This window comes from Bradyrhizobium embrapense, from assembly GCF_001189235.2.
In the GTDB taxonomy this organism is placed as follows: domain Bacteria; phylum Pseudomonadota; class Alphaproteobacteria; order Rhizobiales; family Xanthobacteraceae; genus Bradyrhizobium; species Bradyrhizobium embrapense.
Genome location: NZ_LFIP02000002.1, coordinates 968,281 through 991,965, shown reverse-complemented (window position 1 = coordinate 991,965; position 23,685 = coordinate 968,281). Strand labels below are relative to the sequence as shown.

22 protein-coding genes are annotated in these 23,685 nt (G+C 64.8%); 7 read left to right on the top strand and 15 right to left on the bottom strand.

Annotated elements, in window-relative coordinates; genetic code table 11:
• Position 1 precedes the first annotated feature (1 nt).
• The gene (locus AKN83_RS12145) at positions 2 to 2,317 is read left to right on the top strand and encodes a xanthine dehydrogenase family protein molybdopterin-binding subunit (protein WP_050402668.1); all 2,316 of its coding nucleotides are present in this window, start codon (positions 2 to 4) and stop codon (positions 2,315 to 2,317) included.
• Positions 2,318 to 2,375: 58 nt separating this feature from the next.
• A complete protein-coding gene (locus AKN83_RS12140) occupies positions 2,376 to 2,645 on the top strand; it encodes a hypothetical protein (protein ID WP_050402669.1) in 270 nt (89 codons plus the stop codon).
• A 125-nt stretch (positions 2,646 to 2,770) separates the two neighbouring features.
• On the opposite strand, the gene AKN83_RS12135 is transcribed toward AKN83_RS12140, so the two are convergent.
• From AKN83_RS12135 to AKN83_RS12125, 3 genes are all read right to left on the bottom strand, one after another.
• A complete protein-coding gene (locus AKN83_RS12135) occupies positions 2,771 to 4,501 on the bottom strand; it encodes a methanol/ethanol family PQQ-dependent dehydrogenase (RefSeq protein WP_063695305.1) in 1,731 nt (576 codons plus the stop codon).
• Positions 4,502 to 4,559: 58 nt separating this feature from the next.
• Positions 4,560 to 5,207 carry a QcrA and Rieske domain-containing protein gene (locus AKN83_RS12130; protein ID WP_050402670.1) on the bottom strand — a complete coding sequence of 216 codons (648 nt, stop codon included), beginning with the start codon at positions 5,205 to 5,207 and terminating at the stop codon, positions 4,560 to 4,562.
• 129 nt (positions 5,208 to 5,336) lie between these two features.
• Entirely contained in the window at positions 5,337 to 5,672 is a 336-nt protein-coding gene (locus tag AKN83_RS12125; RefSeq protein ID WP_050402671.1) for a hypothetical protein, read from the bottom strand.
• Between the two features lie 63 nt (positions 5,673 to 5,735).
• Between AKN83_RS12125 and AKN83_RS12120 the strand changes: the two genes are divergently transcribed.
• The 3 genes from AKN83_RS12120 to AKN83_RS12110 all read left to right on the top strand — a co-directional run bounded on the left by AKN83_RS12120 (position 5,736) and on the right by AKN83_RS12110 (position 8,588).
• On the top strand, positions 5,736 to 6,716 hold the full coding sequence (locus tag AKN83_RS12120) for an RluA family pseudouridine synthase (protein WP_050402791.1): 981 nt from the start codon (positions 5,736 to 5,738) through the stop codon (positions 6,714 to 6,716).
• A gap of 216 nt (positions 6,717 to 6,932) precedes the next feature.
• On the top strand, positions 6,933 to 7,829 hold the full coding sequence (gene rpoH, locus AKN83_RS12115; RefSeq protein WP_050402672.1) for an RNA polymerase sigma factor RpoH: 897 nt from the start codon (positions 6,933 to 6,935) through the stop codon (positions 7,827 to 7,829).
• A 366-nt stretch (positions 7,830 to 8,195) separates the two neighbouring features.
• On the top strand, positions 8,196 to 8,588 hold the full coding sequence (locus AKN83_RS12110; protein ID WP_050402673.1) for a hypothetical protein: 393 nt from the start codon (positions 8,196 to 8,198) through the stop codon (positions 8,586 to 8,588).
• Positions 8,589 to 8,705: 117 nt separating this feature from the next.
• Here AKN83_RS12110 and AKN83_RS12105 read toward each other — a convergent pair whose 3' ends face one another.
• The 7 genes from AKN83_RS12105 to AKN83_RS12075 all read right to left on the bottom strand — a co-directional run bounded on the left by AKN83_RS12105 (position 8,706) and on the right by AKN83_RS12075 (position 14,519).
• Positions 8,706 to 9,593, bottom strand: coding sequence for a L,D-transpeptidase (locus tag AKN83_RS12105; protein WP_050402674.1), 888 nt, complete (start codon positions 9,591 to 9,593; stop codon positions 8,706 to 8,708).
• A 164-nt stretch (positions 9,594 to 9,757) separates the two neighbouring features.
• A complete protein-coding gene (locus tag AKN83_RS12100; protein ID WP_157113325.1) occupies positions 9,758 to 10,231 on the bottom strand; it encodes a cupin domain-containing protein in 474 nt (157 codons plus the stop codon).
• Positions 10,232 to 10,279: 48 nt separating this feature from the next.
• On the bottom strand, positions 10,280 to 10,867 hold the full coding sequence (locus AKN83_RS39545; RefSeq protein ID WP_157113324.1) for a hypothetical protein: 588 nt from the start codon (positions 10,865 to 10,867) through the stop codon (positions 10,280 to 10,282).
• Positions 10,868 to 10,893: 26 nt separating this feature from the next.
• Positions 10,894 to 11,508, bottom strand: coding sequence for a peptidoglycan recognition protein family protein (locus AKN83_RS12095; RefSeq protein ID WP_050402676.1), 615 nt, complete (start codon positions 11,506 to 11,508; stop codon positions 10,894 to 10,896).
• A 36-nt stretch (positions 11,509 to 11,544) separates the two neighbouring features.
• A complete protein-coding gene (locus tag AKN83_RS12090) occupies positions 11,545 to 12,759 on the bottom strand; it encodes a GGDEF domain-containing protein (protein ID WP_050402677.1) in 1,215 nt (404 codons plus the stop codon).
• Between the two features lie 634 nt (positions 12,760 to 13,393).
• The gene (locus tag AKN83_RS12080) at positions 13,394 to 14,005 is read right to left on the bottom strand and encodes a LysE family translocator (protein ID WP_050402678.1); all 612 of its coding nucleotides are present in this window, start codon (positions 14,003 to 14,005) and stop codon (positions 13,394 to 13,396) included.
• Positions 14,006 to 14,117: 112 nt separating this feature from the next.
• The gene (locus AKN83_RS12075) at positions 14,118 to 14,519 is read right to left on the bottom strand and encodes a response regulator (protein WP_050402679.1); all 402 of its coding nucleotides are present in this window, start codon (positions 14,517 to 14,519) and stop codon (positions 14,118 to 14,120) included.
• 164 nt (positions 14,520 to 14,683) lie between these two features.
• Here AKN83_RS12075 and AKN83_RS12070 point away from each other — a divergent pair, with 164 nt between their 5' ends.
• Positions 14,684 to 15,589: an SDR family NAD(P)-dependent oxidoreductase gene (locus AKN83_RS12070; RefSeq protein WP_050402680.1), complete on the top strand. Its 906-nt coding sequence runs from the start codon at positions 14,684 to 14,686 to the stop codon at positions 15,587 to 15,589.
• Positions 15,590 to 15,790: 201 nt separating this feature from the next.
• Here AKN83_RS12070 and AKN83_RS12065 read toward each other — a convergent pair whose 3' ends face one another.
• From AKN83_RS12065 to AKN83_RS12045, 5 genes are all read right to left on the bottom strand, one after another.
• Complete coding sequence (locus tag AKN83_RS12065; protein ID WP_050402681.1) at positions 15,791 to 16,636, bottom strand: FRG domain-containing protein; 846 nt, start codon at positions 16,634 to 16,636, stop codon at positions 15,791 to 15,793.
• Positions 16,637 to 16,835: 199 nt separating this feature from the next.
• The gene (locus AKN83_RS12060; protein ID WP_050402682.1) at positions 16,836 to 17,642 is read right to left on the bottom strand and encodes a lytic murein transglycosylase; all 807 of its coding nucleotides are present in this window, start codon (positions 17,640 to 17,642) and stop codon (positions 16,836 to 16,838) included.
• Between the two features lie 55 nt (positions 17,643 to 17,697).
• Complete coding sequence (locus tag AKN83_RS12055) at positions 17,698 to 18,657, bottom strand: DUF817 domain-containing protein (RefSeq protein ID WP_244521961.1); 960 nt, start codon at positions 18,655 to 18,657, stop codon at positions 17,698 to 17,700.
• A 78-nt stretch (positions 18,658 to 18,735) separates the two neighbouring features.
• Positions 18,736 to 19,629 carry a DUF4231 domain-containing protein gene (locus AKN83_RS12050; protein WP_172803528.1) on the bottom strand — a complete coding sequence of 298 codons (894 nt, stop codon included), beginning with the start codon at positions 19,627 to 19,629 and terminating at the stop codon, positions 18,736 to 18,738.
• Between the two features lie 202 nt (positions 19,630 to 19,831).
• Positions 19,832 to 20,242, bottom strand: a complete 411-nt coding sequence (locus AKN83_RS12045) for an ester cyclase (RefSeq protein WP_050402684.1) — start codon at positions 20,240 to 20,242, stop codon at positions 19,832 to 19,834.
• A 534-nt stretch (positions 20,243 to 20,776) separates the two neighbouring features.
• Between AKN83_RS12045 and AKN83_RS12035 the strand changes: the two genes are divergently transcribed.
• Entirely contained in the window at positions 20,777 to 23,608 is a 2,832-nt protein-coding gene (locus AKN83_RS12035; protein WP_050402686.1) for a CHAT domain-containing protein, read from the top strand.
• Positions 23,609 to 23,685: the final 77 nt, after the last annotated feature.

Below are 23,685 nucleotides of genomic sequence, written 5' to 3'. Positions count from 1 at the left end.
CATGAACATTCGCACCAACCCCGGAAAGCTTCGCGGTTTCGAGAAGCAAGTGAAGGTCGAGAACCTGTCGCGCCGCAGCATCCTCAAGGGGCTCGGCATTGCCGGCTCGTTCGTGCTCGCAGCGCCTGTGATGACGCGCCAGGCATTCGCCTATGAGACCGGCGCCGGCAAGATGCCGCACGGCGTCGTGGTCGATCCGCGCGTGTTCGTCGCGATCGCCCCCAATGGCATCGTCACCATCCTGGCGCACCGCTCCGAGATGGGAACCGGCGTCCGCACCAGCCTGCCGCTGATCGTCGCCGAGGAAATGGAGGCCGACTGGTCGCGCGTCCATGTCCAGCAGGCACACGGCGACGAGGTCAAGTTCGGCAACCAGGACACCGACGGCTCGCGCTCGACCCGGCACTATCTGATCCCGATGCGCCAGATCGGCGCCTCGGCGCGTTCGATGCTGGAAGCCGCCGCCGCCAAGAAATGGGGCGTGCCGGTCACCGAAGTGAAGGCGCAGAACCATGAGGTCGTGCACCGCGCGAGCGGACGCAAGGCCGGCTTCGGCGAACTCGCCGCCGACGCTGCGAAGGAATCGGTGCCGAGCATCGAGGGCCTCAAGCTGAAGGACCCGAAGGACTTCCGCTATCTCGGCAAGGGCCAGGTCTCGATCGTCGACCTGCACGACATCACCACCGGCAAGGCGCATTACGGCGCCGACACTCGCCTGCCCGGCCTGAAATACGCTGTCATCGCCCGGCCGCCGGTCACCGGCGGAAAGGTCAAGTCGTTCGATGACAGTGCGGCGATGAAGGTGCCCGGCGTCGAGAAGGTGATGGAGGTCAAGGGCTGGCCCTGGCCGTCAAAGTTCCAGCCGCTCGGCGGCGTGGCTGTGATCGCGCGCAACACCGGCGCCGCGATCAAGGGCCGCGACCAGCTGAAGATCGTCTGGGATGACGGCACCAATGCCAAATACGACTCCGTCACCTATCGTGCTTCCCTCGAGGAAGCCGCGCGAAAACCCGGCCTCGTGGTGCGCAAGGAAGGCGACGTCGATGCGGCACTGAAGAGCGCCGACAAGGTCATTGTCGGCGAATATTACCTGCCGCATCTCGCCCATGTCAGCATGGAGCCGCCGGTCGCGGTTGCCGACGTCAAGGGCGACAAGGCCGAGGTCTGGGCACCCGTCCAGAGCCCCGGCGGCACCCGCGAGGACGTCGCCAAGACGCTCGGCATTCCCGAGGACAATGTCACCGTCAACGTGACGCTGCTCGGCGGCGGCTTCGGCCGCAAGTCGAAATGCGACTTCGCGCTGGAGGCGGTATTGCTGTCGAAGGAACTCGGCGCGCCGGTCAAGGTGCAGTGGACCCGTGAAGACGACGTGCATCACGACTTCCTGCACACCGTCTCGGTGGAACGGATCGAGGCCGGTCTCGACAAGAGCGGCAAGGTGATTGCGTGGCGGCACCGCAGCGTGGCACCGACCATCGCCTCGACCTTTGCCGCCGGCGCCAACCATGAAGCGCCGTTCGAGCTCGGCATGGGCCTGATCGACAACCCGTTCGAGATCGCCAATCTGCAGTGCGAGAATCCGGAAGCGGCCGCATTCACGCGGATCGGCTGGTTCCGCTCGGTCTCCAACATCCCGCGCGCCTTCGCGGTGCAGTCGATGGTCGGGGAAATCGCACACGCGACGAACCGCGACCAGAAGGAGATGCTGCTGGAGCTGATCGGCAGCCCGCGGATCGTCAACCTGTCCTCGGTGAAAGATCCCTGGAACTACGGCGAGCCCTATGACAGCTACCCGATCGACACCGCGCGGTTGCGCAAGGTGGTCGAGCTGGTCGCCGAAAAGGGCGAGTGGGGCCGTCAGGTGCCGAAGGGCCATGGTCTCGGCATCGCCGTGCACCGTTCGTTCGTCAGCTACATTGCGACCATCGTCGAGGTGGCGGTTGACGACAAGGGCAAGCTCACTGTGCCGCGGGTCGACACCGCGATCGATTGCGGCACGTACGTCAATCCGGAGCGGATCGCCTCGCAGATCGAGGGTGCTGCGATCATGGGACTGAGTCTGGCCAAATACGGCGAGATCAGCTTCAAGGACGGCAAGGTGCAGCAGAGCAATTTCGACGACTTCCCGGTGATCCGGATCGACGAGTCGCCTGCGATCACCAACGTCTACATCGTGCCGCCCGGAGCGGACACTCCGCCGAGCGGCGTCGGCGAGCCCGGCGTGCCGCCGTTCGCACCGGCGCTCAGCAACGCGATCTTCGCCGCCACCGGAAAGCGCATCCGCGCGCTGCCGATCGGCAAGCAGCTGGAGACGTGAGACTGGAACGTTAGGCGAGACGGGCCGTTCTCATCGATCGATACTCTGGAGCAGATCGATGAGAACCCCACCTCAGACATTCGGGACGCTCGCGGCATTGCTGTCCGCGGGCGTCTTGCTTTTTGCCGCACAGGCTTCCGCACAAACCAATTCGCCGCCGAGCACGACGGCAACGCGTCCGGCCAAGGTGCTGCCCGACCAGACCTCGGCTCCAAGCAATGCTCCGCCGGCGACCACCGGCCAAAGCACCGGCGAAGCCTCCAAGGATCCCACAATCAAGAAGATGAACGAGGACGAGAAGCAGAAGGTCGACACCAAGGGCAAGTAACAGAGCGGACCGGGAAGCGGCGGTCTCCCCAACCGCCACTTCCCGATCGCATCGCCCCTTTCGGTGAGAAGTGTTTGCTGAAGCTTCGGTTCTGAATCCACAGAACCGAAGCTTTGGTTCGCGCCTTACTTCTTGTCGAGCGCGAACACCCAGATCACGCCGCCTTGCGGGACGTTGTTCTCGAAGCCCGCGACCTTGCCGGCCAGCGCGTCCTGGATGCGCTGCGCGTCGACGCCCCAGCCCGACTGGACCGCGATGTATTGCGTGCCATCGACCTCATAGGACATCGGCATCGCCATGATGCCGGAGTTGGTCTTTTGCTCCCATAAAACTTCGCCGGTCTTGGCGTTGAAGATGCGGAAGGCGCGGTCGTTGGTGCCGCCGGCGAGAACGAGATCGCCCGCAGTCGCGGTCACGGCACCGAACAGCTGCGAGGTCTTGTAGTCGTGCTGCCAGACTTTCTTGCCGGTCGCCGGATCCCACGCCTGCAGCTCGCCGAAGTGATCGGCATTGGGTGCGGGTATCAGGCCGATGTCCTCCGGCTTGGTGCCGAGCCAGAGCTGACCGGGAACCAGCGGCTGCTTCTCGCCGGTGAAGCCGCCGCAGAAGTTCTCGTTGGCGGGAACGTAGACGAGCTTCGTGTTCGGGCTGTAGGAGGCCGACGGCCAGTCCTTGCCGCCCCACAGCGACGGGCAGAACTCGACCCGCTTGCCGAGCACCGGCTTGTGGTCGGGATCGAGGATCGGCCGGCCGGTCTCGGCCTCGACGCCCTTCCAGACATTGGTCTTCACGAACGGCCAGCCGGCGACATAGTTGATCTTGTCCGGCTTGCGCTCGAGCACCCAGAAGATCGCGTCGCGGCCGGGATGGACCAGGCTCTTGAACGAGCGCCCGTCGCGCTGCATGTCGATCAGCATCGGCGCATCGACCTCGTCCCAGTCCCAGGAATCGTTCTGGTGATACTGGAAGTGGGTCTTGATCTTGCCGGTGTCGGGATCGAGCGCCAGCACCGAGCTGGTGTAGAGGTTGTCGCCGGGATGCATCGAGCCGGGCCATGGCGCCGCGTTGCCGACGCCCCAATAGACCGTCTTGGTGTCCTTGTCGTAGGTGCCGGTCATCCAGGCCGATCCGCCGCCCGACTTCCAGTCGTCGCCGCTCCAGGTCTCGTGGCCGGGCTCGCCCTCGCCGGGGATGGTGAAGGTGCGCCACAGTTCCTTGCCGCTGCTGGCGTCGAACGCGGCGACATAGCCGCGCACGCCGAACTCGCCGCCGGAGCCGCCGACGATCACCTTGCCGTCGACGGTGAGCGGCATCAGGGTCATGTACTGACCCTTCTTGTAGTCCTGCACCTTGGTGTCCCAGACCACCTTGCCGGTCTTGGCGTCCAGCGCGACGACGTGGTCGTCGGTGGTGGCGAGATAGAGCTTGTCTTCCCACAGGCCGACGCCGCGGCTGGTCGGATGCAGCTGGAACAGGTCGTCGGGCAGCTGCCGCTTGTAGCGCCAGTACTCCTCGCCGGTCTTGGCGTTGAGCGCGATTACCTGCCCCATCGGAGTCGCGACGAACATCACGCCGTTGTTGACGATCGGCGGCGCCTCATGGCCCTCGATGACGCCGGTCGAGAAGGTCCAGACTGGCTTGAGGTCCTTGACGTTGGATGTGTTGATCTGGGTGAGCGGACTGAAACCCTGTCCGTCATAGGTCCGGCGATAGAGCATCCAGTTGCCGGGTTCGGGATTTTCGAGACGCGCAGAGGTGACGGAACTGTAGTTTTCGATCGGCCCTGCGACAGCGTAGGTCGAAATGAGGCACGTGAATGCGACACAACTCGACAGTAACCACTGCTTGCTTGTCATGAGATGCTACCTCCCTGCTCTGTTTTGTTTTTAGGTCATGCAGAAATCTCGATTGGCCTCATCCTCCCTGCTGAGCACCTACCTTCCCGACGAATGGCGCTGCGACCGTGATCGCGCCGTCGGCAACCGTCAGCGGCAAGGCCGCGAGGCGACGTGGCGCCGGCCCGAACACGACCTGCGCATTCTGCCGCGGATCGTATTCGGAGTTGTGACAGAGACATTTCAGAACGTTCTTGTCGCCCTGATCCTGCTTCACCCAGGCGGTGATCGGACATCCGGCATGCGTGCAGATCACCGAGTAGCAGACGACGCCGTCAGGCGCGCGGGCACGCGTGGCATCGTCCAGCTCGTTCGGATCGAGCTTGATCAGCACGACCTCGTTGAGCCGCGAACCTTTGCGAACGACGGAGGTTTTCGGGTCCTGCGGCCAGGCGCGAATGGGCGGTCCGCCCAAGGTCAGATCATCCGACTTGATGACCTGGCTGGCCTTGTCGCCTTCGGCACGCACAAGCACATCGGCTTTTTGCGGTCGCTCGCTGGCGCCCGGCTGTTCATCATCGTCAGCGGCTGCGGGCTCGATCGCGGCGAGACAGGCGCAGCCCGCAAGCGCAGTCAACACCGCGCGACGCGTCGGCTCGATGCAGGACGCGGCCGCTTCGGATTCAACGCACTGTTCGCTGGGAGCGTTGGGGTTGGACTCCGACATGGCGCAAGCTGAGCGTGCAACTCGGCCGAAAAGATGGCAGCACACATTCTCGATGCGCGAACGCATGCGCAAAAAATACGCTGCAGCTATTGGTTGCGGATTGCCTGCGCGGCTTCGCGACTGCTTCGATCAGGGTTCGTTGACGAAGCTCAGCCTGCCGACAGGTTTCAGTGTCTTTGCATCAAATGTGCGGATCTCTGTTGCACCGCCTATATCAAGCGTGAGCACCAGCCGTTCGCCGGCGACGCCGGTTGCGACGATGCGGGCGCCCTTCGGCAACGCAGCAGTGACGTCGGATACGGAAACGGGGCTTCCCTCGCTGCGATAAAGGCGGTAGCCGATGGCGATCAACACGACGGCCACGGCCAATGCCGAGGTCAGGCCCGCGATCAGCATCATGCGCCGAACCCGCGCGATCAGCGCGGCCTGGTCGGGGGTCGGTTCGGTCACAGCGGTGTCGGTCATCACAAGGCTCTATCTTTGCAACAGGTCGATTTGAATCAGGTTTCTTCGAATGGCGGTCGGAAGCTGGAGGTCATCGTCACAGGCGACGAGGACTCGGCCCGGCTTGACCGCGTGCTCGCACAGCGCACTTCGGAGCTGTCGCGGTCCCGGCTGAAGGCGCTGATCCTCGCCGGTTCCGTGACCGTCAAGGACGCCGTCGTCCGCGACCCCGCTTATCATGTCGCCACCGGCGATACGATCATAATCGACGTCCCGGAGGCCGTGCCCGCCCAGCCTCAGGGCGAGGACATCGCGCTCGACATCGTGTTCGAGGACAACGACATCATCGTCATCAACAAGCCCAGGGGGCTCGTTGTGCATCCCGCTGCCGGCCACGCCTCGGGAACGCTGGTCAACGCGCTGATCGCGCATTGCGGCGGCAGCCTGTCCGGCATCGGCGGGGTCAAGCGGCCGGGCATCGTGCACCGGCTCGACAAGGACACCACAGGGCTGATGGTGGTTGCCAAGAACGACCAGGCGCACCAGTCGCTGACCGCGCAATTCGCCGATCACGGGCGCACCGGGCCGATGGAGCGCGGCTACATGGCGTTCGCCTGGGGCGTGCCGAACCGGCCCCACGGCACGATCGACGCCCCGATCGACCGCCACCCGCATGCCCGGGAGAAAATGGCCGTCCGCCCGGGCGGCCGCGAGGCGATCACCCATTTCGAGGTGTGCGAGAGCTTTGCCGGCCGCGACGGCAAGCCGGTCGCCTCACTCCTGGCCTGCCGGCTCGAGACCGGGCGGACCCATCAGATCCGGGTGCACCTCGCCCATCTCGGCCATCCCCTGATGGGCGACAGCGTTTACGGCGCGCACTTCAAGACCAAGGCCGGGCAGCTCAGCCCGGAAGGTAAGCACGCACTTACCGCGCTCGACCGGCAGGCCCTCCACGCCTATTTGCTGGCTTTGGAGCACCCCCGCACCGGGGAACTTTTGCACTGGGAGTCGGCCCTGCCGGAGGATTTGCTTCTCCTGCAACAGGCGCTGGCAGCGGCGGTATGACGCACCCTCTGATGAAAAGCCTTGTTATGACAACAGGTTATAGCTGCCACACGGGGACGTGACGTCAGCAATCCTTCCCTATCACGGACAGTTTGGTGTATGTTGCACCTGCGTTGAATATCCAACGCGGAACATCGCAGCATGGCCGGCTTTAACCCAGCGGCCACCTGCCTGGCCCGCCGCTATCGGGGGCCTGAACCACTGGAGGGCGCTCGAATGGCCCGTACAGCTACGTTGCCGGTCCTCAATGGAGAATCCGGCCTTTCACGTTACCTCGCCGAGATCCGCAAGTTCCCCATGCTGGAGCCCCAGCAGGAGTACATGCTCGCCAAGCGTTGGCGCGAGCACGACGATCGCGACGCGGCGCATAAGCTCGTCACCAGCCATCTCAGGCTCGTGGCCAAGATCGCCATGGGCTATCGTGGCTACGGCTTGCCGATCTCCGAGGTCGTCTCGGAAGGCAATGTCGGCCTGATGCAGGCGGTGAAGCGATTCGAGCCCGAGAAGGGCTTCCGTCTCGCCACTTACGCCATGTGGTGGATCAAGGCGTCAATACAAGAGTACATTCTGCGTTCCTGGTCGCTCGTGAAGATGGGCACCACTGCGAACCAGAAGAAGCTGTTCTTCAACCTGCGCAAGGCGAAGAGCAAGATTTCGGCCCTGGAAGAGGGTGATCTCCACCCCGACCAGGTCAAGCTGATCGCCAAGCGCCTCGGCGTGACCGATCAGGACGTGATCGACATGAACCGCCGCCTCGGCGGCGACGCGTCGCTCAACGCCCCGATCCGCGACGACGGCGAAGCCGGCGAATGGCAGGACTGGCTGGTCGACAACTCGCCCAACGCCGAAGCCATGATGGCCGAGAGCGAGGAGTTCGATCATCGTCGTCAGGCCCTGACCGGGGCGATCGGCGTGCTCAACCCGCGCGAACGCCGCATCTTCGAGGCGCGGCGTCTGGCGGATGAGCCGATGACGCTGGAGGACCTCGCGGCCGAGTTCGGCGTGTCGCGCGAGCGCGTGCGGCAGATCGAGGTCCGCGCCTTCGAAAAGGTGCAGTCGGCCGTCAAGGGCACAATTGCCCGGCAGGAAGCCGCTCTGGAAGCCGCGCACTGATCGCACGGCGCAAGCCAACAGACACGAAAGCCGGCGGCAACGCCGGCTTTTTTGTTGCCTGTAGGATGGGTGGAGCGCAGCGATACCCATCATCCCGCCGCGCGGCACGAGATCGATGGGTATCACTTCATCCTACGCCGCTTGCCGTCGCGCCCTTGCGGGTGTATGTGCTGTGCCCCCGGCGCGATGTCGCGCCGTTCCAGCGCGCACGAGGGGGGCGGCATGAAGCGTAGATCGATACATCTGACCGCCCGATCGGTTGATCGGCGATCGGCCACGCGCTGAACGCCGCATCGCGGCTGTTCTTCCATTCATTTGATCCGGCTACGAGGGGCGTGACGCAACACGGCGTCGCGCCGTGTCGCCATGTATTTGCGGTTCGTTACACCGCTCATCCACCCGCACAGCCGCGTGGAGAGCGGCTTCTTTCGTGCGTCCTGGTACATCCACCGGAACGGCTGCCCGGACTGGATCCGACACGAGTTGTCGGAGCAGTTCGACTGGTTCGGGCAGCATCTGCCGATTCCGGGCCGCATCGCGCGGCACTTCAAGCGGCGCAATTCGATCTGGGGCATTTGCTGGTTCGACCCCGAAGCCCGCGAAGCGATCAGCCGCGCGCGCTACTGCGCCTGGCTGCTCGAGGAGGGCGGGCTACCGGTGCGCACGATCACGACCTCGCGTCAGCGCGAGTTGCTCTGGCGCGATGCGCACCAGATTGTCACCAAGCCGTCGGCCGATCTTCCCAAGGCGTTCGCCTGAACAAGGCCTTCGCCTCGACACAGGCCTTCCCCTCAACAGGGGAAGGTGCGGCCGCGGGAGCCAAATCGCTCCTCGCTGCCGCAAGCGGCGGGGCACTGGCGCCCCGGGTGGCCGTGGTCAGCTTCGGTCAGATGACTGCACCTGCACGTTCGTTGCCGAGGGTCGGTTCGACAGCGACGCCGGGTCCGGCGTCGAGGCGGTGTAGGGCGGCGCGCCCTGGGATGGTCGATGGGCAGCTTGTGCCGGAAGCACGATCACCTTTGCTCCGACCTTCACCCGATCATAGAGGTCCGCGACGTCCTCGTTGGTCAGCCGGATGCATCCGGACGACACCCGCTTGCCGATCGTGTCGGGCTTGTTGGTGCCGTGAATTCGATACTCGGTCTCGCCGAGATACATCGCCCGGGCGCCGAGCGGATTGCCGGGACCGCCAGCCATGAACCGCGGCAGATAAGGCTGGCGCGAAATCATCTCCGCCGGCGGACGCCAGTCCGGCCATTCTGCCTTGCGGGCCACGGTCTGTTCACCGGACCACGCGAAACCTTCGCGGCCGACACCGATGCCGTAGCGCATCGCCTGTCCGTCGTTCAGAACGAGGTAGAGGAACGTGTTTCCGGTGTCGATGACGACGGTGCCCGGCGTCTGGTGACTTGTGTAGTCGACCACCTGCCGAACAAATTTTCCGGGAGCGTCAGTGGTTTTTGGCGTTTCGATTCTTGGTGGTTCGACCCGAGGCGCCGGGACCGGAATTGGAACCGGAGCCGGCACTGCAGCCTGGACCGACGCCGCTACGCGAATGGGAGCCGATGGCACAGGCGTGGATGGTACAGGAGCCGATGGCGCCGGGACCTGGTGCGCAACCTGCTTCCGTGTCGGTTGAACGCTCGCCGGCCGCCACAGCAAACCGTACCCCAATGCGACAGCCGCCACAGCGCCAATTGCAACTCTTGCCGCCACCGGCAGCGCGAGCGCCTCGGTCTTTTTGCGTTTGGCCCGCTTACCCATACCTCTCCCCTGGTCCCGTGTCTGGAGGAGGTACAAGGCAAGTTTTAACAAGCCTCGAAGCGATGTCGGCCGGGCTGGAAATCGCCAAGCGTCGTTAACGCCGGCTCCGGTTCTGCGATACCCATCGTCCGCGATCGCCGGTTCCGGCTGAAAATGGCGCCAGCCTATTGCTTCGCCTGGTCGATCCTGATGGTGCTGCTCGGACCGACACTGGTCGCTTGAAGAACGACCTCGCCGTCCTTGGCCATCGCGTAATGGGATATTTTCGCAGGTTCGATCAAGAACGAGCCGGGCGGGTAAGCCTTGAATTTGCTCTCATCCCACTGATCACCGTTCGCGTAATAGAAGGTGCCGGCCAGAACCACGGCCGTTCGTGTCTCACCGTGCCAATGTGGCATGATCTTGAAGCCGGCCGGGATCCTCACCCGCTCCGAAAACACGCCCGCCTTCTTCGGGTCGCCAAAGAGAACAGCGATCCCCACCGCTCCGGCGGGTCCCTCGAAATGAATATCCTGGGGAAGCGTTGCGACGACCGCATCCTGGGCAACAGCCGGCGCCCATGCGCCGAGCGCGAGCAGCGCCGCGACCGCAAGGCCGATCAATAAAGATGCCAACCTTGTGGTAATTGCGTACGTCATATCTCGATCCTTGCTGGGGCGGACGGTTGGAGCCGGAGGGCGGCGCTTTCAGACCCGCGCGTACGGGGCCAAGCTACACCACGGGCGTGATGCAAGAATATGGCATCCGCAATAGCGGACGTCCCTGACGTCGATCCATCCTATGGGACCGGCACCGGTGAACACTCCCGATAGCCGAAGCGCTCGATCAACACGCGACCTTCCATCGTATGGAATGTTTCTGTGTCCATGTGATGGCCTTCGCCGCAATGCTTCATTGTAACGAGAAAGCAGCGCCTGGCTCGCACGCGAGTCCGGACCGGTACGGTTTTCCGCAAGGTCATGGCCAGCGTGAAACATCAGTTGCGCATCGCGCTGGACACAGACATTGCGGATGCCGAGGAACACCGTGCAGGCTGATTTGCAGATTCCCTCGATGCGAAATTCATCGCCGCTTGCATTGTATTGACGGACGATCTTCAAGTAGTCCGGAATATAACCACCGTCGGCAAACGGCACGGACGACCCCGCCGCCGACCACGCGCGGGAAGCCAAGGCGCACAGGATCGCGGCGCCAAACCAAAACTGTCGAAACATCGAGCGGCCCTTAAATCCGGTGACCACAAATAGCAGGTCAACCGTGATGCGCCAGCTCACCCGGCCGTCCCCAGAAATGCTCGGCGCTACTCGCCCCACTCTCGTGCCATGGTCGCGAGCGCGCAGCCCTCGCAGTAGCGGGCGTCCTTGAAGTCGATCCAGTTGTGCGCATAGACCCGCTCCAGCGGGATGCCGTAACGGGCGCGCAGCAGCTTCACGAGCACCCGCCAGGCCGCGACCTGCGCGTCGGTCGGGCCCTTGGTGACGTCGGGGTAATTGCCGGCGAACTCGACGCCGATCGAGGTGTCCTTGTTGACCTGGCGATAGGTCTTGCTGTTGTCGATGTACTTGTTGTCGTTGCGGTCGGCGCCGTCGGTGTGGGTCGGGACCAGATTGTCGGCGACCGCCCAATAGACCGTGCCGTCGGTTTCGACCCAGACCATCACGCCGCGGCGTGTCGGGTTCTTGTGCTGCTCGGCGGCGCCATTTCGTGCCGAGCCGGCTGGACCTTCGGTCTGGTGCACGATGATGTTGCGCCAGGGATGGGATTTGGCGACGTCGCCCCACGGCGACAGCCACACCATATTCAACCCGGGAATCTCCGGCGTGCCCTGCGATCGCGCGATCGCCGCAAGATCAGTTTCGGCTGATGCGGCGGACGACAGGACGAGTGCAAGAAGTGTGGCGAGCAGGCGATGCATCACGGAAGGATCCTGTGTCGCTCCCAGTTAGCACGCTCAGGCGCTCTGGCGCAGGCTCGCCTTCACCAGATCGACCATGTCGGGCGGCAGCTTCGGCTCGTAGGTCGCGTAGCCGTTCTTGCCGCCCTTCTTGGCGTCGTAGAGCGCGTGGTCGGCAGCGGCGACCAGGCGGTCGGGGTGGAGGCCGATCTCGCGGGTCCATTGCGCGACGCCGATCGAGACCGCGATCGGAATATCGTTGCCGGTGCACTGCTCGGCGTCGGCGCGGCAGACCTCCAGCACGCGGCGCGCGATCATCGCGCCCTCGCGCAGCGTCGAGGACGGCAGCACGATGCAGAACTCGTCGCCGCCGGTGCGGGCCAGCATGTCGCCCGGGCGGAGCCTCGTCTGCGCCATCAGCGTGAAGTGCTGCAGGCAGGCATCGCCGGCGGCATGGCCATGGGTGTCGTTGATGCCCTTGAAGCCGTCGAGGTCGATCACCAGCAGCGCGAAGGCCTCGCCGTTCCGGTCGGAGCGAGCGCATTCCTCGGTCAGCCGCTGCAACAGTTGGCGGCGGTTGCCGACGCCGGTGAGATCGTCGAGCAGCGCAAGGTCGGCGACCTCGTTGCGCAGCCGGTCGATCGCCATCAGCAGGAAGCCGAAATTGAGCGCCATCGACAGGAACACCATCAGCAGGATCACCAGCGACTGGCTCGCATTGAAGCGAACGAAGCCGAACTCGCCGGGCTGCAGCACGGCGCCGACGAGGCGCAGCGCATAGATGCCGATCAGCACCGAGGCGACGATGCCGGCGAGCCGCGCGCCGGGGCTGACGCGGCCGTTCTCGGGCGACAGCAGCAGCTTCAGCGTCAACGCCAGCGGCATGACCTGGGCTGTGGTGTAGACCACGATGCGCATCGGCATGCTGTCATAGGCAAAGATGAAGACGCCGAGGCCGGCGAAGGCGAGTGCGGTGGACAGCGCGGTGCTGCGCCAGCCGACCGGCTTGCCGTAGAAGCGCTCGATGCCCATCGCGGCAAGGCCGGCGGCGAACACCATCAGCGTCCCCGCCGCGAGCAGCGGCAGCAGCGAATCCGTCATCATGACGCGGAGCATCGCGCAGGCGGCCCCAGTGGACGCCGTGAGTGCGGACGCGGTCCAGAACCGCGCGGCGCCGAAAGCTGGATAGCTGCGCGCGACATAGGCCCAGATCAGGCCGAGCGCGAGAAAATTGATAACGAATACCGTCCAAAGCGTCGGAACGCTCAACATCGCCCCTGTTCGAGACCCGTATCGGCCTCGCCTCTCCTGAAATGACCGTCCGCCCCTTGAGGCGTTTCTCCCAATGGCAATCCCCGTTGCCTTGCGTGACAGGATGCGGCCGCGCCGCTTAACGGACTCTCACCCGCCACGCGCCAATCCGCGCCGTGGTTTTGAATTGATGAAGATTCCCGAACCGGCCGTTTGCGCATCGTTAAGCATGACGGATGCGACGATGCAGCGATGCGTGACACGCGCACGCTGGCGAAAAACTGGCGAAAACACGTAACAGCTGTGGATAACACGATGACAGCGTGGTGACAGCACGCGGCAGCAGCCTCCGAATCTGCTGAGTTTGCTAGTGAGGATGTTGCGAGGCTGGCCCTCCGCCAAGCATGCCTCGGAGTCGCGTTCAATCCATGAAACCCTGAGAGGATACTATGGCTAAGAAAGCGAAGAAGGCGAAGAAGGCGAAGGCGAAAAAGGCCACCAAGAAGAAGGCCGCCAAGAAGTAGCGAATTTCTGGCCCGGGTAGCGGCTCTTGCCCTGCCCGGGCACCCGATCCGGACCGCCACCCCAGGCAAGGTAGCAGGCGCAAGGCCTGCTTTTTTATTGCCTGCTGCAAGCCCCGGGGGCGAATGCGAACTCAACGCTCCGCGAAGGCGAGCTTGGCGCCGAGCAGGGCAAAGCCCGCGGCAAAGCTGCGCCGCAGCCAGGCCATCACCCTCGGCCGGGTGATGACGCGGTCGCGCACCGACGCCGCGAACAGCCCGTAGACCGCGAACACCGCAAAGGTCATCGCCATGAATACGCCGCTGAGTTCGACCATCCGCGTCAGCGGGTAGGGTTCGTCGACCGCGATGAACTGCGGCAGGAAGGCGAGGAAGAAGATCGACAGCTTTGGATTGAGGATGTTGATCAGGATCGCGGTCACGATCACCCGCCCGCGCGAGCGCGGCTTGATCTCGGTATCGACGGCGAGCGCGCCGCGCTCGCGCAGCGCCTGCCAGGCCATGTAGAGCAGATAGACCACGCCGCCCCATTTCAGCGCCGCGAACGCCATGGCACTGGTGTGCAGGATGGCTGCCAGCCCAAGCATCGCCGCGATCATCTGTGGCACGATCCCGAGCGTGCAGCCGAACGCCGCCGCCACGCTGGCGCGCGAGCCGCGGGTCAGCGCCACCGCCAGGGTGTAGAGCACGCCGGTGCCGGGCGAGGCGACCACGATCAGGGTGGTCAGCAGGAAGGACCAGGTCATTTCAAATCCTCAACGGGACATCCGCCGCCAATATCACGTCCCGCCCCCGGGACGGAAGCGGCCGCCGCCCGCCCGGGCTGACAACTCCGCTATGAGGACCAGCCTGGCCCGGTCAGGATCTGCGCGACCCGCTATCCGACAGTTCGGATGCCTTCATCTCGGCGACCCGGATGACGTCCAGCGGCGCCCAGGGCTTGGACCAGAACAGGGTGCCGTCCGGGAGGCGCTGCCGCAGCGGCCTGCCCGAGGTCACGATCACGTCGAGATCGGGTTTGTATTTCTTCGCAGCGTAAGCGAGCTCGATCCCGGTCATGTTTCCGGCCAGTTCGACATCCGTCAACATCAGCACGACACTGTCGCCGCTGCCCTGCAGGACCAGTTCTGCGGCTTCCGCACTCTCACAGCAGATGACGTCGAACTCGCTCTCCGCGAGCAGCAGCTCGATCATCTCGCGCTGCATCGGATCGTCTTCGACAACCAGGGCTTTCGCACGATAGGGTCTCGACTGTCCCATGGCTGAACCTCCCTGCTGATCGCGGTTTCGAAACGAACACATTCCAAATGCCTAGGATCACTGGATGGTTCGGTTCCAATTTGAGAAAAGTGCGGAAACCGCCGTGTTCCCGTCCAGCATGTCCAACACCTTTTTCATCCAACGCCTTTTCAGATGGAGCTGACATGACCGCGATTTCTGGATCCGCCGCCGCCGTGACAGGGGCCGCCAGCGGCATCGGCCGCGCGCTCGCGCATGAGTTGGCATTGCGCGGCTGCGATCTTGCGATAGCCGACCGCGACGAGGCCGGCCTGCAGGCCGCCGTCGCCGAGATCGCCAAGGCGATCGAGAGCACCAAGGTCAGCCCGCGCAAGGTCACGGTGCACCGCCTCGATGTCAGCGAGCCCGGCCAGATCAGGGCGTTTGCCGAGGCCGCCGGCGCCGCCCATCCAGGGCTCAACATCGTCGTCAACAATGCCGGCGTCGCGCTGCTCGGCGAATTCGGCGAGATCGAGCAGGCGCAGATGGAGTGGCTGTTCAACATCAATTTCTGGGGCGTGGTGCACGGCACTCGCGCCTTCCTGCCGCAGCTTGCGCGGCAGCGCGAGGCGCATATCGTCAACATCTCCTCGATCTTCGGCATCCTCGCCCCGCCCGGCCAGAGCGCCTATTGCGCGGCCAAGTTCGCGGTGCGCGGCTTCTCGGAGAGCCTGCGCCACGAGCTTGCGGTGGCGAACAGCCCGGTGCGGCTCTCGGTCGTGCATCCCGGCGGCGTCGCCACCAACATCGCACGCAACTCACGCACCGGCGCCGGCATCACCGACAATGCCCGCCACTCGGAAGCCATCGAGCGCTTCGACGCGCTGGCCAGGACCACACCGACCGCGGCTGCGCAACGCATCATCACCGGCATCGAGAAAAACCAGCCGCGCATCCTGATCGGCAAGGACGCCCGCTTCATGGACCTGCTGCAACGCTTCCGCCCCGGCACCTACTGGAAGGTGATGCAGCGGCTGATGGAGAAGACGGCGGCGCGGCGGATCGCGCGCGAGGCGGCGCAGGCCGGCTCAATGCGCGAGGTGGCGAAGTGAGGGGCGGCCGAACGATTGGCGATATGCAGCACACACCATCCGTCGTCCTGCGAAAGCAGGGACCTATAACCACGAGATTGGGTTAGTAAGACACGCTGTGGCTCCAGCGTCGTGCGACACGGACATTTGTGGCTGGGTCCCCGTGTCAAGCCCGGGGCGACACCGACGATGTTGCACGAGCGGTGTGTCACGAAGCGCTGATCACCCCAGTTGCTTCTTCACTCCGAGCGCCAGCTGAAACAGCGGATCGCTTTTCTCCGACGGATAGAGCGCGCTCCTCGTCACCTGCGGGAAATTGTCGTTCTTCCAGAACGAGGCCGTCGCGAACGAGAATTTTGCGACCAGCCGCCGGCCGAAATCCATCTCGTAGGGAAAATAGTTCTCCTTCTGCTCGGTACCCGACATTTCAGGATATTCGCCGAGCAGATAACCCTCCTGGATATGCGGCCGCACCGCCGCCGGCGGACAGACGCTGGCGAGACGCACGATCTGCAGGCCGGCCTCCGCGCTCGCGGTGATCGCGCCGCTCAAGTTCGGCACGCCGAGCACATAGAGGAAGGCGGTGCCGGTCTCCGCCAGCGAGGCGAACGAGGCGGCGATCCGGATCGAATGGGTGACGTCGAGCAGCGGCGTCGTGCAGACCTCATAATGCTGCAGGATCGACCAGCGCAGGATGCGATGCCGCTTCAGCCGCTCCAGCCCGAGCAGCTTTGCCTTGGCGTAGTCCGCGATCAGGATCCGCTCGGCGCGGGCCAGCGCCGCAAACCGCGTCGCCAGCGTCTCGCGGTCCGGATTGCCGCGGCCGGCGCGGAACAGAGTCGGCTTCAGCGACGAGTTGCGCTTGACGTTCCGGAAGTCGGCGCCCTGGCCACGGAACAGCAGCACATGGTCGCGGTTGAGGAATTGCAGTTCGGCGATCTTGGTTGCGAGTTCGAGATAGGAGCCGACGCGATGCCCCGGCCCCTCCCGCACCGCCGAGTTCTTCGCAACCTGGCATCCTCGGCGGTCGAAGAACGACCAGATCTTTTGGCTGCCGATGGTTTCCATGGCCCCCGCACTCTCAATCCGTCGTTCCGGGGCTCGCAAAGCGAGAGCCAGAATCCATTTCTCAGCGCGTTATGCGGCTTGTTGGTAGCAGACGTCATTGCGAGGAGCGAAGCGACGAAGCAATCCATCTTCCCGCACATGCTGAAAGATGGATTGCTTCGCTTCGCTCGCAATGACGACAGACGCAAAAGCCGCGCCCTCACCGCCCCACAAGCTGATCGGCAAAATACCCGATGGTCTTGCGATAGATCACCGCCCTGTTCCACTCGCGCATCGCCTCGAAATTGGCGCTGCCTTCGCCATAGGGCGCGCCCATCTTGAAGCCGTTCGAGTGCAACAGGTTCGCGGTCGAGGCCAGCACGTCCGGCACCGAATGGCGCAGATCGACATGGCCGTCGCCGTCGAAATCGACGCCATACTTGATGTAGGACGACGGCAGGAATTGCGTCTGCCCGATCTCGCCGGCATAGGCGCCGATCATGTCATTCAGACGAAGGTCGCCGCGTTGCAGGATCTTGAGCGCGGCGAGCAGTTCGCCCTGGAACAGGTCGGTGCGGCGGCAGTCATGCGCCAGCGTCGTAAGCACGCGGAACACCGGCAGCTTGCCCATGTCGCCCTTGCCGAAATCGGTTTCCAGCCCCCAGATCGCAACCAGGATCTGGCGCGGCACGCCGTATTGCTGCTCGATCTTCGACAGCAGCGCGGCGTGCCGCTGCAGCATGGCGCGGCCGCCATTGATGCGGCCGGAGCCGACGCGGGTTGCGACATACTGCTCAAAGGTCTTGTTGAAGGTGTAGCGCTGCCGCCGGTCGAAGGCGAGCACCCCGCCATCCTGCTGCACCCCGCCGAGCGCCGCCGAGATCACGTCCTGCCGGATGCCGGCCGCGGCCGCTTCCTGCGAGAACGACTGGACGAAGGCCGGAAAACTGCCGCCGCAGCGGGCGGCATAGGAGGGGGTGGCAAGCAGCAAGGCGCCGAACACAACCGCCAAACGACACCTGAGCATGCAAACATCCCTTCTGCTTCGAATGGCCGATCATGGCATGGAGCAAACGAGGCAGTCAAAGCGTCGGCAGCGACATCTTTCCGACGGTCTCGGCGTCACGCCGCCGCACATCGGCACCCGCACTCTCGCCCCGCCACTTCCGCGGCGGATTGACTAGGCTCACCAGTGTGTAGCTGATGATCAGGAGCAGGAACCAGGAGCCGAGCTTCTCGATTCCGACCATCGACCAGCCGAGCCGCTGCGACGGATAGAGCCAGGTCTTGGCGAAGGTACCGATGTTCTCGGTGAACCAGATGAACAGCGAGACCAGTACGAGGCCGAGCAGCAGCGGCATTGCGCGGTAGGTGGTCCGGACCTTGAAATGGATGCTGGTGCGGCCGAACAGCCAGACGGCCCAGGCAAACAGCAGCCAGCGCAGGTCGATGATGTAGTGGTGGCTGAAGAAGTTGAGATAGATCGCGATGCTGAGGGCAACCAGGCTGAGGCGGCGCGGATGCTCGACAAAACGGAAATCGAACAGCCGCCAGCAGCGGCAGATGTAGCTGCCGATGCAGGAATACATGAAGCCCGAGAACAGCGGCACGCCGCCGATATGAAAGATGCTGGGCTCCGGATAGATCCAGGAGCCGACATGCGTCTTGAACAGTTCCATCAATGTCCCGACGACATGGTAGACCAGGATGACCCTGGCCTCCTCCCACGTCTCGAGCTTTCCTGCCAACAGCACGGCCTGGACGGCGAGCATGCAGAGAAACAGGAAGTCGTAGCGTGCCAGCACAGCATCCGGCGGATAGAAGCGCCAGGTGCCGATCATCAGCGCCACCGCGATGCCGCCGAACAAGCAGGCCCAGGCCTGCTTCACGCCGAAGCGCAGGAATTCGTAAAGCCCCGCGGTCCAGCGGCGCTGCGCCATCACCAAGCCGAGCCGATGCTCGGCGGCGATGAAGCGGCGCAGCGGCGGCCAGTTGGCCGCGGCGCTTGCGATCGGTCCGGTCGGTGTCAGCTTGTGATGCACGCCGCGGACGATGGCGGCGGATCACGGTCGCAGCGCGGCGCAGTTGTGCAGATTTTGCCTAGACCGCGCGCCGGGCCCTCACGGACTCGACGTCGCCTCAGGCTTGCCGGTGAACTTGGCGATCCAGGACATGTTCTCGGTCGCCAGAATGTTCTCGCATTCGTTGACGAAGTCCGACCATGACGGCCGCGGCCGATTGGTGCAGTCCTCGAGCCGCCGCGCCGTCGCGCGAAAGGTCGTGACCAGGAAATCGTAGCGCGCGGCCTCGATGTGGGCGAGCACCGCGCCGCCGAGCGTGGTCAGCACCGCGGTGAAGGCGACTGTGTCGAACGGAACACCCGCGATCACGGGCTTGGCTGCCACGCCGGCAACCGCGGTCAGCAGGGTTGCCAGCGCGGCGAGCGCGAATTCGATGCGCCGCAGCCGCACGACGACCGCCTGATTGCTGCCAGCCCTTTTGGTGAACCAGTCGATGTGGCCCTGCACGCGCTGCTTGATGTATTGCTCGTGTTGCAGGCTCTGGCGCGGCAACGCCCCTTGCGTCGCGGTGCGCACCAGCTGCGGCAGCAGATCCTCGCCATCGGCCTCGATCTTGCGCCCTTCCTCGTCGAGCAGCGCATCGGCCTTGGCCGGATCGTTGTAAGGCGCTGCGCCCGCCGCAAAGCGATAGGCCTCCCGCTTCAGGCGCTCCGAGATCGCGCGCACGCGCACCCAGGCCGAGATCCGGTCGGTCCCGAGCAGACGCTGCGTGAAGAAAGTCGCGAGCGCAAGGCTCACGGCGCCTGCGATCGCAACCGTGCTGCGCGGCGCGGCCGTGTTGTCCGGCAACTGGCTCGCCACCGCGGCCAGCACCGCGCCGAGCGACGATAGGGCGAACACCGACCAGCGCGCCCGATCGATGGTCGATTTCAGGTGGTTGGCGGTCTCGGACCACTGCGCCTGGCGGTTCGCAATCGTTTCCAATATGGCCATCGCAAACATCCTCGGACACGGGCAAATCCATGCCCGCGGCCAAATATCATCAAGCAATCCAAAGGATTATTTTTATCAGACAACAACCTTTGGTCAAGGCGACCGCGACGTGAAATCGCCAACGCAGGCAGCGCTCGTCAACGATCCGTCCCGGTCGAACGGACCACCGTGTCTCGTAACAGGACAGGGAGTTTGCCGGAGCTCAGTCCTTGAGCTGCCGCTCCAGGTCGACAAAATCGATCTCGGCCCAACGCTCGGAGATCTTGCCGTCGTGAATCCGCCAGAACGTCATGCCGCGGAACTCGACGTGGCGGCCGGTCGGCGCAATGCCGCGCCACGGGCTGCGGTGTCGGCCGCGCCAGACGAAACGGCCGGCGACGATGTCGCGCTCGGCCACCAGGCATTCCGCCACCGCTGACAGATCGGCGAAGGTCTCGTGCATCGCGGCCGCATGCGCGATCACCTCCTCCGCACTCATCCGCTTGCCCAGGGCATGATCGAAGAAGTCGGACGCCAGCTGCACGCGGATCGCATCGGGATCGAGACGGTTGGTCACGGCGTCGTAATGCGCAAGCACGAGCGCCTTGTTGGCGTCGAGGGTGGCGTTGGACATCGGCAGGGCGCCCTCAATCGAAAGGGTTAGTTGCAGAACAGGAAGGATGCGCCTCATACGCGAATCGGACGGGGTGGCGCAAGTGACGATGGTCAGAATTCATTTTCGCCTTCGGCCCGCGCGCGGTTCCATTCGGAAGCGAAAGGCGGTCGCCGGGAAAGTGGCGACGGCTTGCGGGCAGGCCGCGGCTCTTGAGCCCCTGCGCAACACGAACGGCACAGCCAGCCGGCATGCCGGCGGTAACATCATCTGATGGCTCGACCATGCCGGTGGCATGCAAGCGGCGGCCGACGGCGTCCCACGGCACATGGCACGGGCACAATTCGGGGATGCGATGCGTGAACGCCAGAGGCATCGGCTGCGACCAAGAAACACGAATTCGGCTCGTCGGTTCCGCGCCACGCGCAGAACCGGCCGTCCTGTCTTGTTCATGCAAAGGCGCACCGCTAAAGCGTCGCGAGCCTGTTGCGACGACGCCGTCAGGTGCGGGGAACGCGATCCGACGACGGACTGCACGATGAGGATGTGTTACTGATGAAGATCACCGGGGGTTTTGCTCACGCGCGCAGGACCGCATCGCTCAGTATCATCCTCGCATTCGTCACCGTTCTGATCGGACCGGTCGACACTGCGGTCGCGCAGAATTTCTCCGCGAGGCGTGCGCCGGCGCAAGGCGCCGGCGGCCCGCAGGTGGTCACCGCGCAGATCAAGAACGCCGTCGCGCTGACCCGCGGTGGCAAGATCGACACGGGCTATGCACAGCTGCTTGCCGCACTGGATGCGGCAGACAAGCTCGACGACGCGCAGTTCGTCATGGAGCAGTATTTCGACGCGACCGCCGCGCTGCGCGCGGTCAAGCGCGACGATCTCGCCGAGAAGCTGTTCGTGCGCGCGTTCCAGGGCAAGGCGGCGGCGCAATCGCCGCCCGGCAATGCCGATGTCCTCCTGATGTACGCGATCCTCGTATCCGACCACGCCAGGATCGCGGAGGCCGTGCCGCTCTACATGAAGGCGATCGCGGCCTTCAACGCCTATTGGGGCGAGGGCTCCGAGGAATCGCTGATCGCCAACGACAAGCTCGCGGTCGCGCTCTCGGCCAACGGCTCGGCAGCGTCGGCAACGAATCTGGGCCGGCACAATTTCGAACGCTCGGAGAAGGCGCTGGGGCCCGACCATCGCACCACCTGGAAGCTCGCCAACAATTATGCCGACATGCTGCGCGAGATCGGCGCGCCGGCGAAGGCGCTCGAGCTCGACCTGTTCGCGATCGAGAAGCGCGCCAAGCACTATGGCGAGAACCATCTCAACACGCTGGTGACGGTCAACAACGCCGGACAGGATTTCCTCAATCTCGGTCGATTCGACGACGCCCGCCGCTATTTCCGCCGGCATCGCGCGATCGCGACTGTGCTCGCGCCGAAGGATCCGAGCTTCGCCGGGCAGGCTGACGCCTGGCTGTTCTACACCGACATGCTCGCCGCAGGCGATGCTGCGATATCGCCGGCCGACCTGGCACGGCTGGAGGCGATCGTCGCCAACGAGGAGAACTTTGCGGATTTTCTGCGCATCAAGGCCGCGGTGCTGGCCGCGGGCCAGCGCGAGCGGCGCGGCGAGCCTGATGCGGGCATGCGGCTACGCCAGACCGCGCTTTCGATTTCGACCCGCGCCTTCACCGCGCAGCATCCGCTCAGCTTCGAGATCAAGCTCGGTATCGCGGTCGCATTGATCGCGACCGATCCGAACCAAGCCGTGCAGAGCTTCACCGCCCTCGATCGCGAGATGTTCGACTGGATGAAGCGCGAGGTCGGCACATCGGGCGATCGCGCCGTCGCGGAGGCGATCCGGGCCCACGCCGACCATTTGCTGTTCGCGTTCGGCCGCTTCGCCACCGGGGCCGGATCGTCGGTGGCACAGCCGGCCTTTGCCGCCGCGGTGCTGCGCTGGAAGACGCTCGGCGGCGGCGATGCCACCGCGCTGCGCCAACTCGAGACGCAAATGGCTGATAAGGACGAGGAGACCGCGGCGCTGCTGCGCGCGGCGCTGCGGCTCAACGGCGAGAAGCAGGAGCTGTTCTCGTCGGGCAATATCGACGACTGGGCACGATCGGTGTGGCAGCGGCAGGACGCGGCCGAGAAGGCGCTGAACAAGCGGCTCGACGCGATCGGCGCGAAGCTGCCGCAAGAGGCGATCCGTCCGTCACAGCTGCTCGCGCCTGACGAGGCCGTCATCAACTATTTCATCACGCGACAATGGAAGGCGGATCGGCAATCGAAGGAGCCGCTGTCCGCAACCGTGCTCTACGCCATCGTCGAGACCGCAACGGGCGAGCCCCGCGTGGTCGATCTCGGCGATCCCGGCCGGATGGTCGACACCGGCGTGCGCACCGAGATCGCGCGGCTGCGTGCGACGCAAGCCGTCGCGCCGAATCCAGACACCAAGGCAGCAGGCAACAAGACGCCCGACGACAGGGCGCTCGACAGCAAAGGCCGCTTCCAGAACCTCCACGCACGGCTGCTAGCGCCGCTGGAGCCTTTGCTGAAGGACAAGACCACGCTCTATGTCGTGCCGGACGGCTTCCTGTTTGCCGTGCCGTTCTCGCTTCTGCCTGGCGCCGACGGCGGCCTGCAGGAGGATCGCGCCACGATCCGGATGCTGACCAGCCCCGACGCGCTGATCGCGATCCATGCGCGCGAAAAGCTCGATCGCACGGGCGCGATGCTGCTCGCCGGCGGCATCGAATACGGCCAGCCGGGGCCGATGCCGCTGCCCGGCACGAAGACCGAGATCGAGGCGATCGCAAAACTCGCCCGCGCGCGCGGCGCGCCGGTCGAGATGCTGACCGGGCGCGGCGTCAGCGAAGCCGCACTGCGCGAGGCGATCGGCAAGGCGCGCATCGCGCATCTGGCAACCCACGGCTTCTATCACGACAGCACGGCGTCCGGCCTCGATACGCTCTGGCAGAGCGGCATCGTGCTGTCCGGCGCAGGCGACAGCAGGTTTCCGCTGCGCGACGACAAGGACGGCTATCTCTATGCCTTCGAGGTGATGGACTGGGACCTCTCGGGACTTGATCTCTTGGTGCTCTCGGCCTGCGAGACCGGCCGCGGCGACGAGAGTTTCGTCAGCGGCCTGCGCGGCCTGCCGACCGCGCTCGGCATCGCCGGCGCCCGCCGCGCGCTGCTGACACTGTGGCCGGTCGCCGACGAGGGCACCGCGAACTTCACCGTGCGCTTCTACGAGCACCTCGCAGAGGGCCTGACCTATTCGGACGCGCTGCGCCAGACGAGGCGTGATGCGCGCGACGGCAAGGTCGCGGGCGCCAGGGACGCCAGCGTGTGGGCGGCGTTCGTGCTGTTCGAGGGCTGAGGCGGACACCGGACGCAAGAGAACGGTGGACATCTCGCAGGCCGTTGTCATCCTGACACGTCGCCAGATTACGTCCG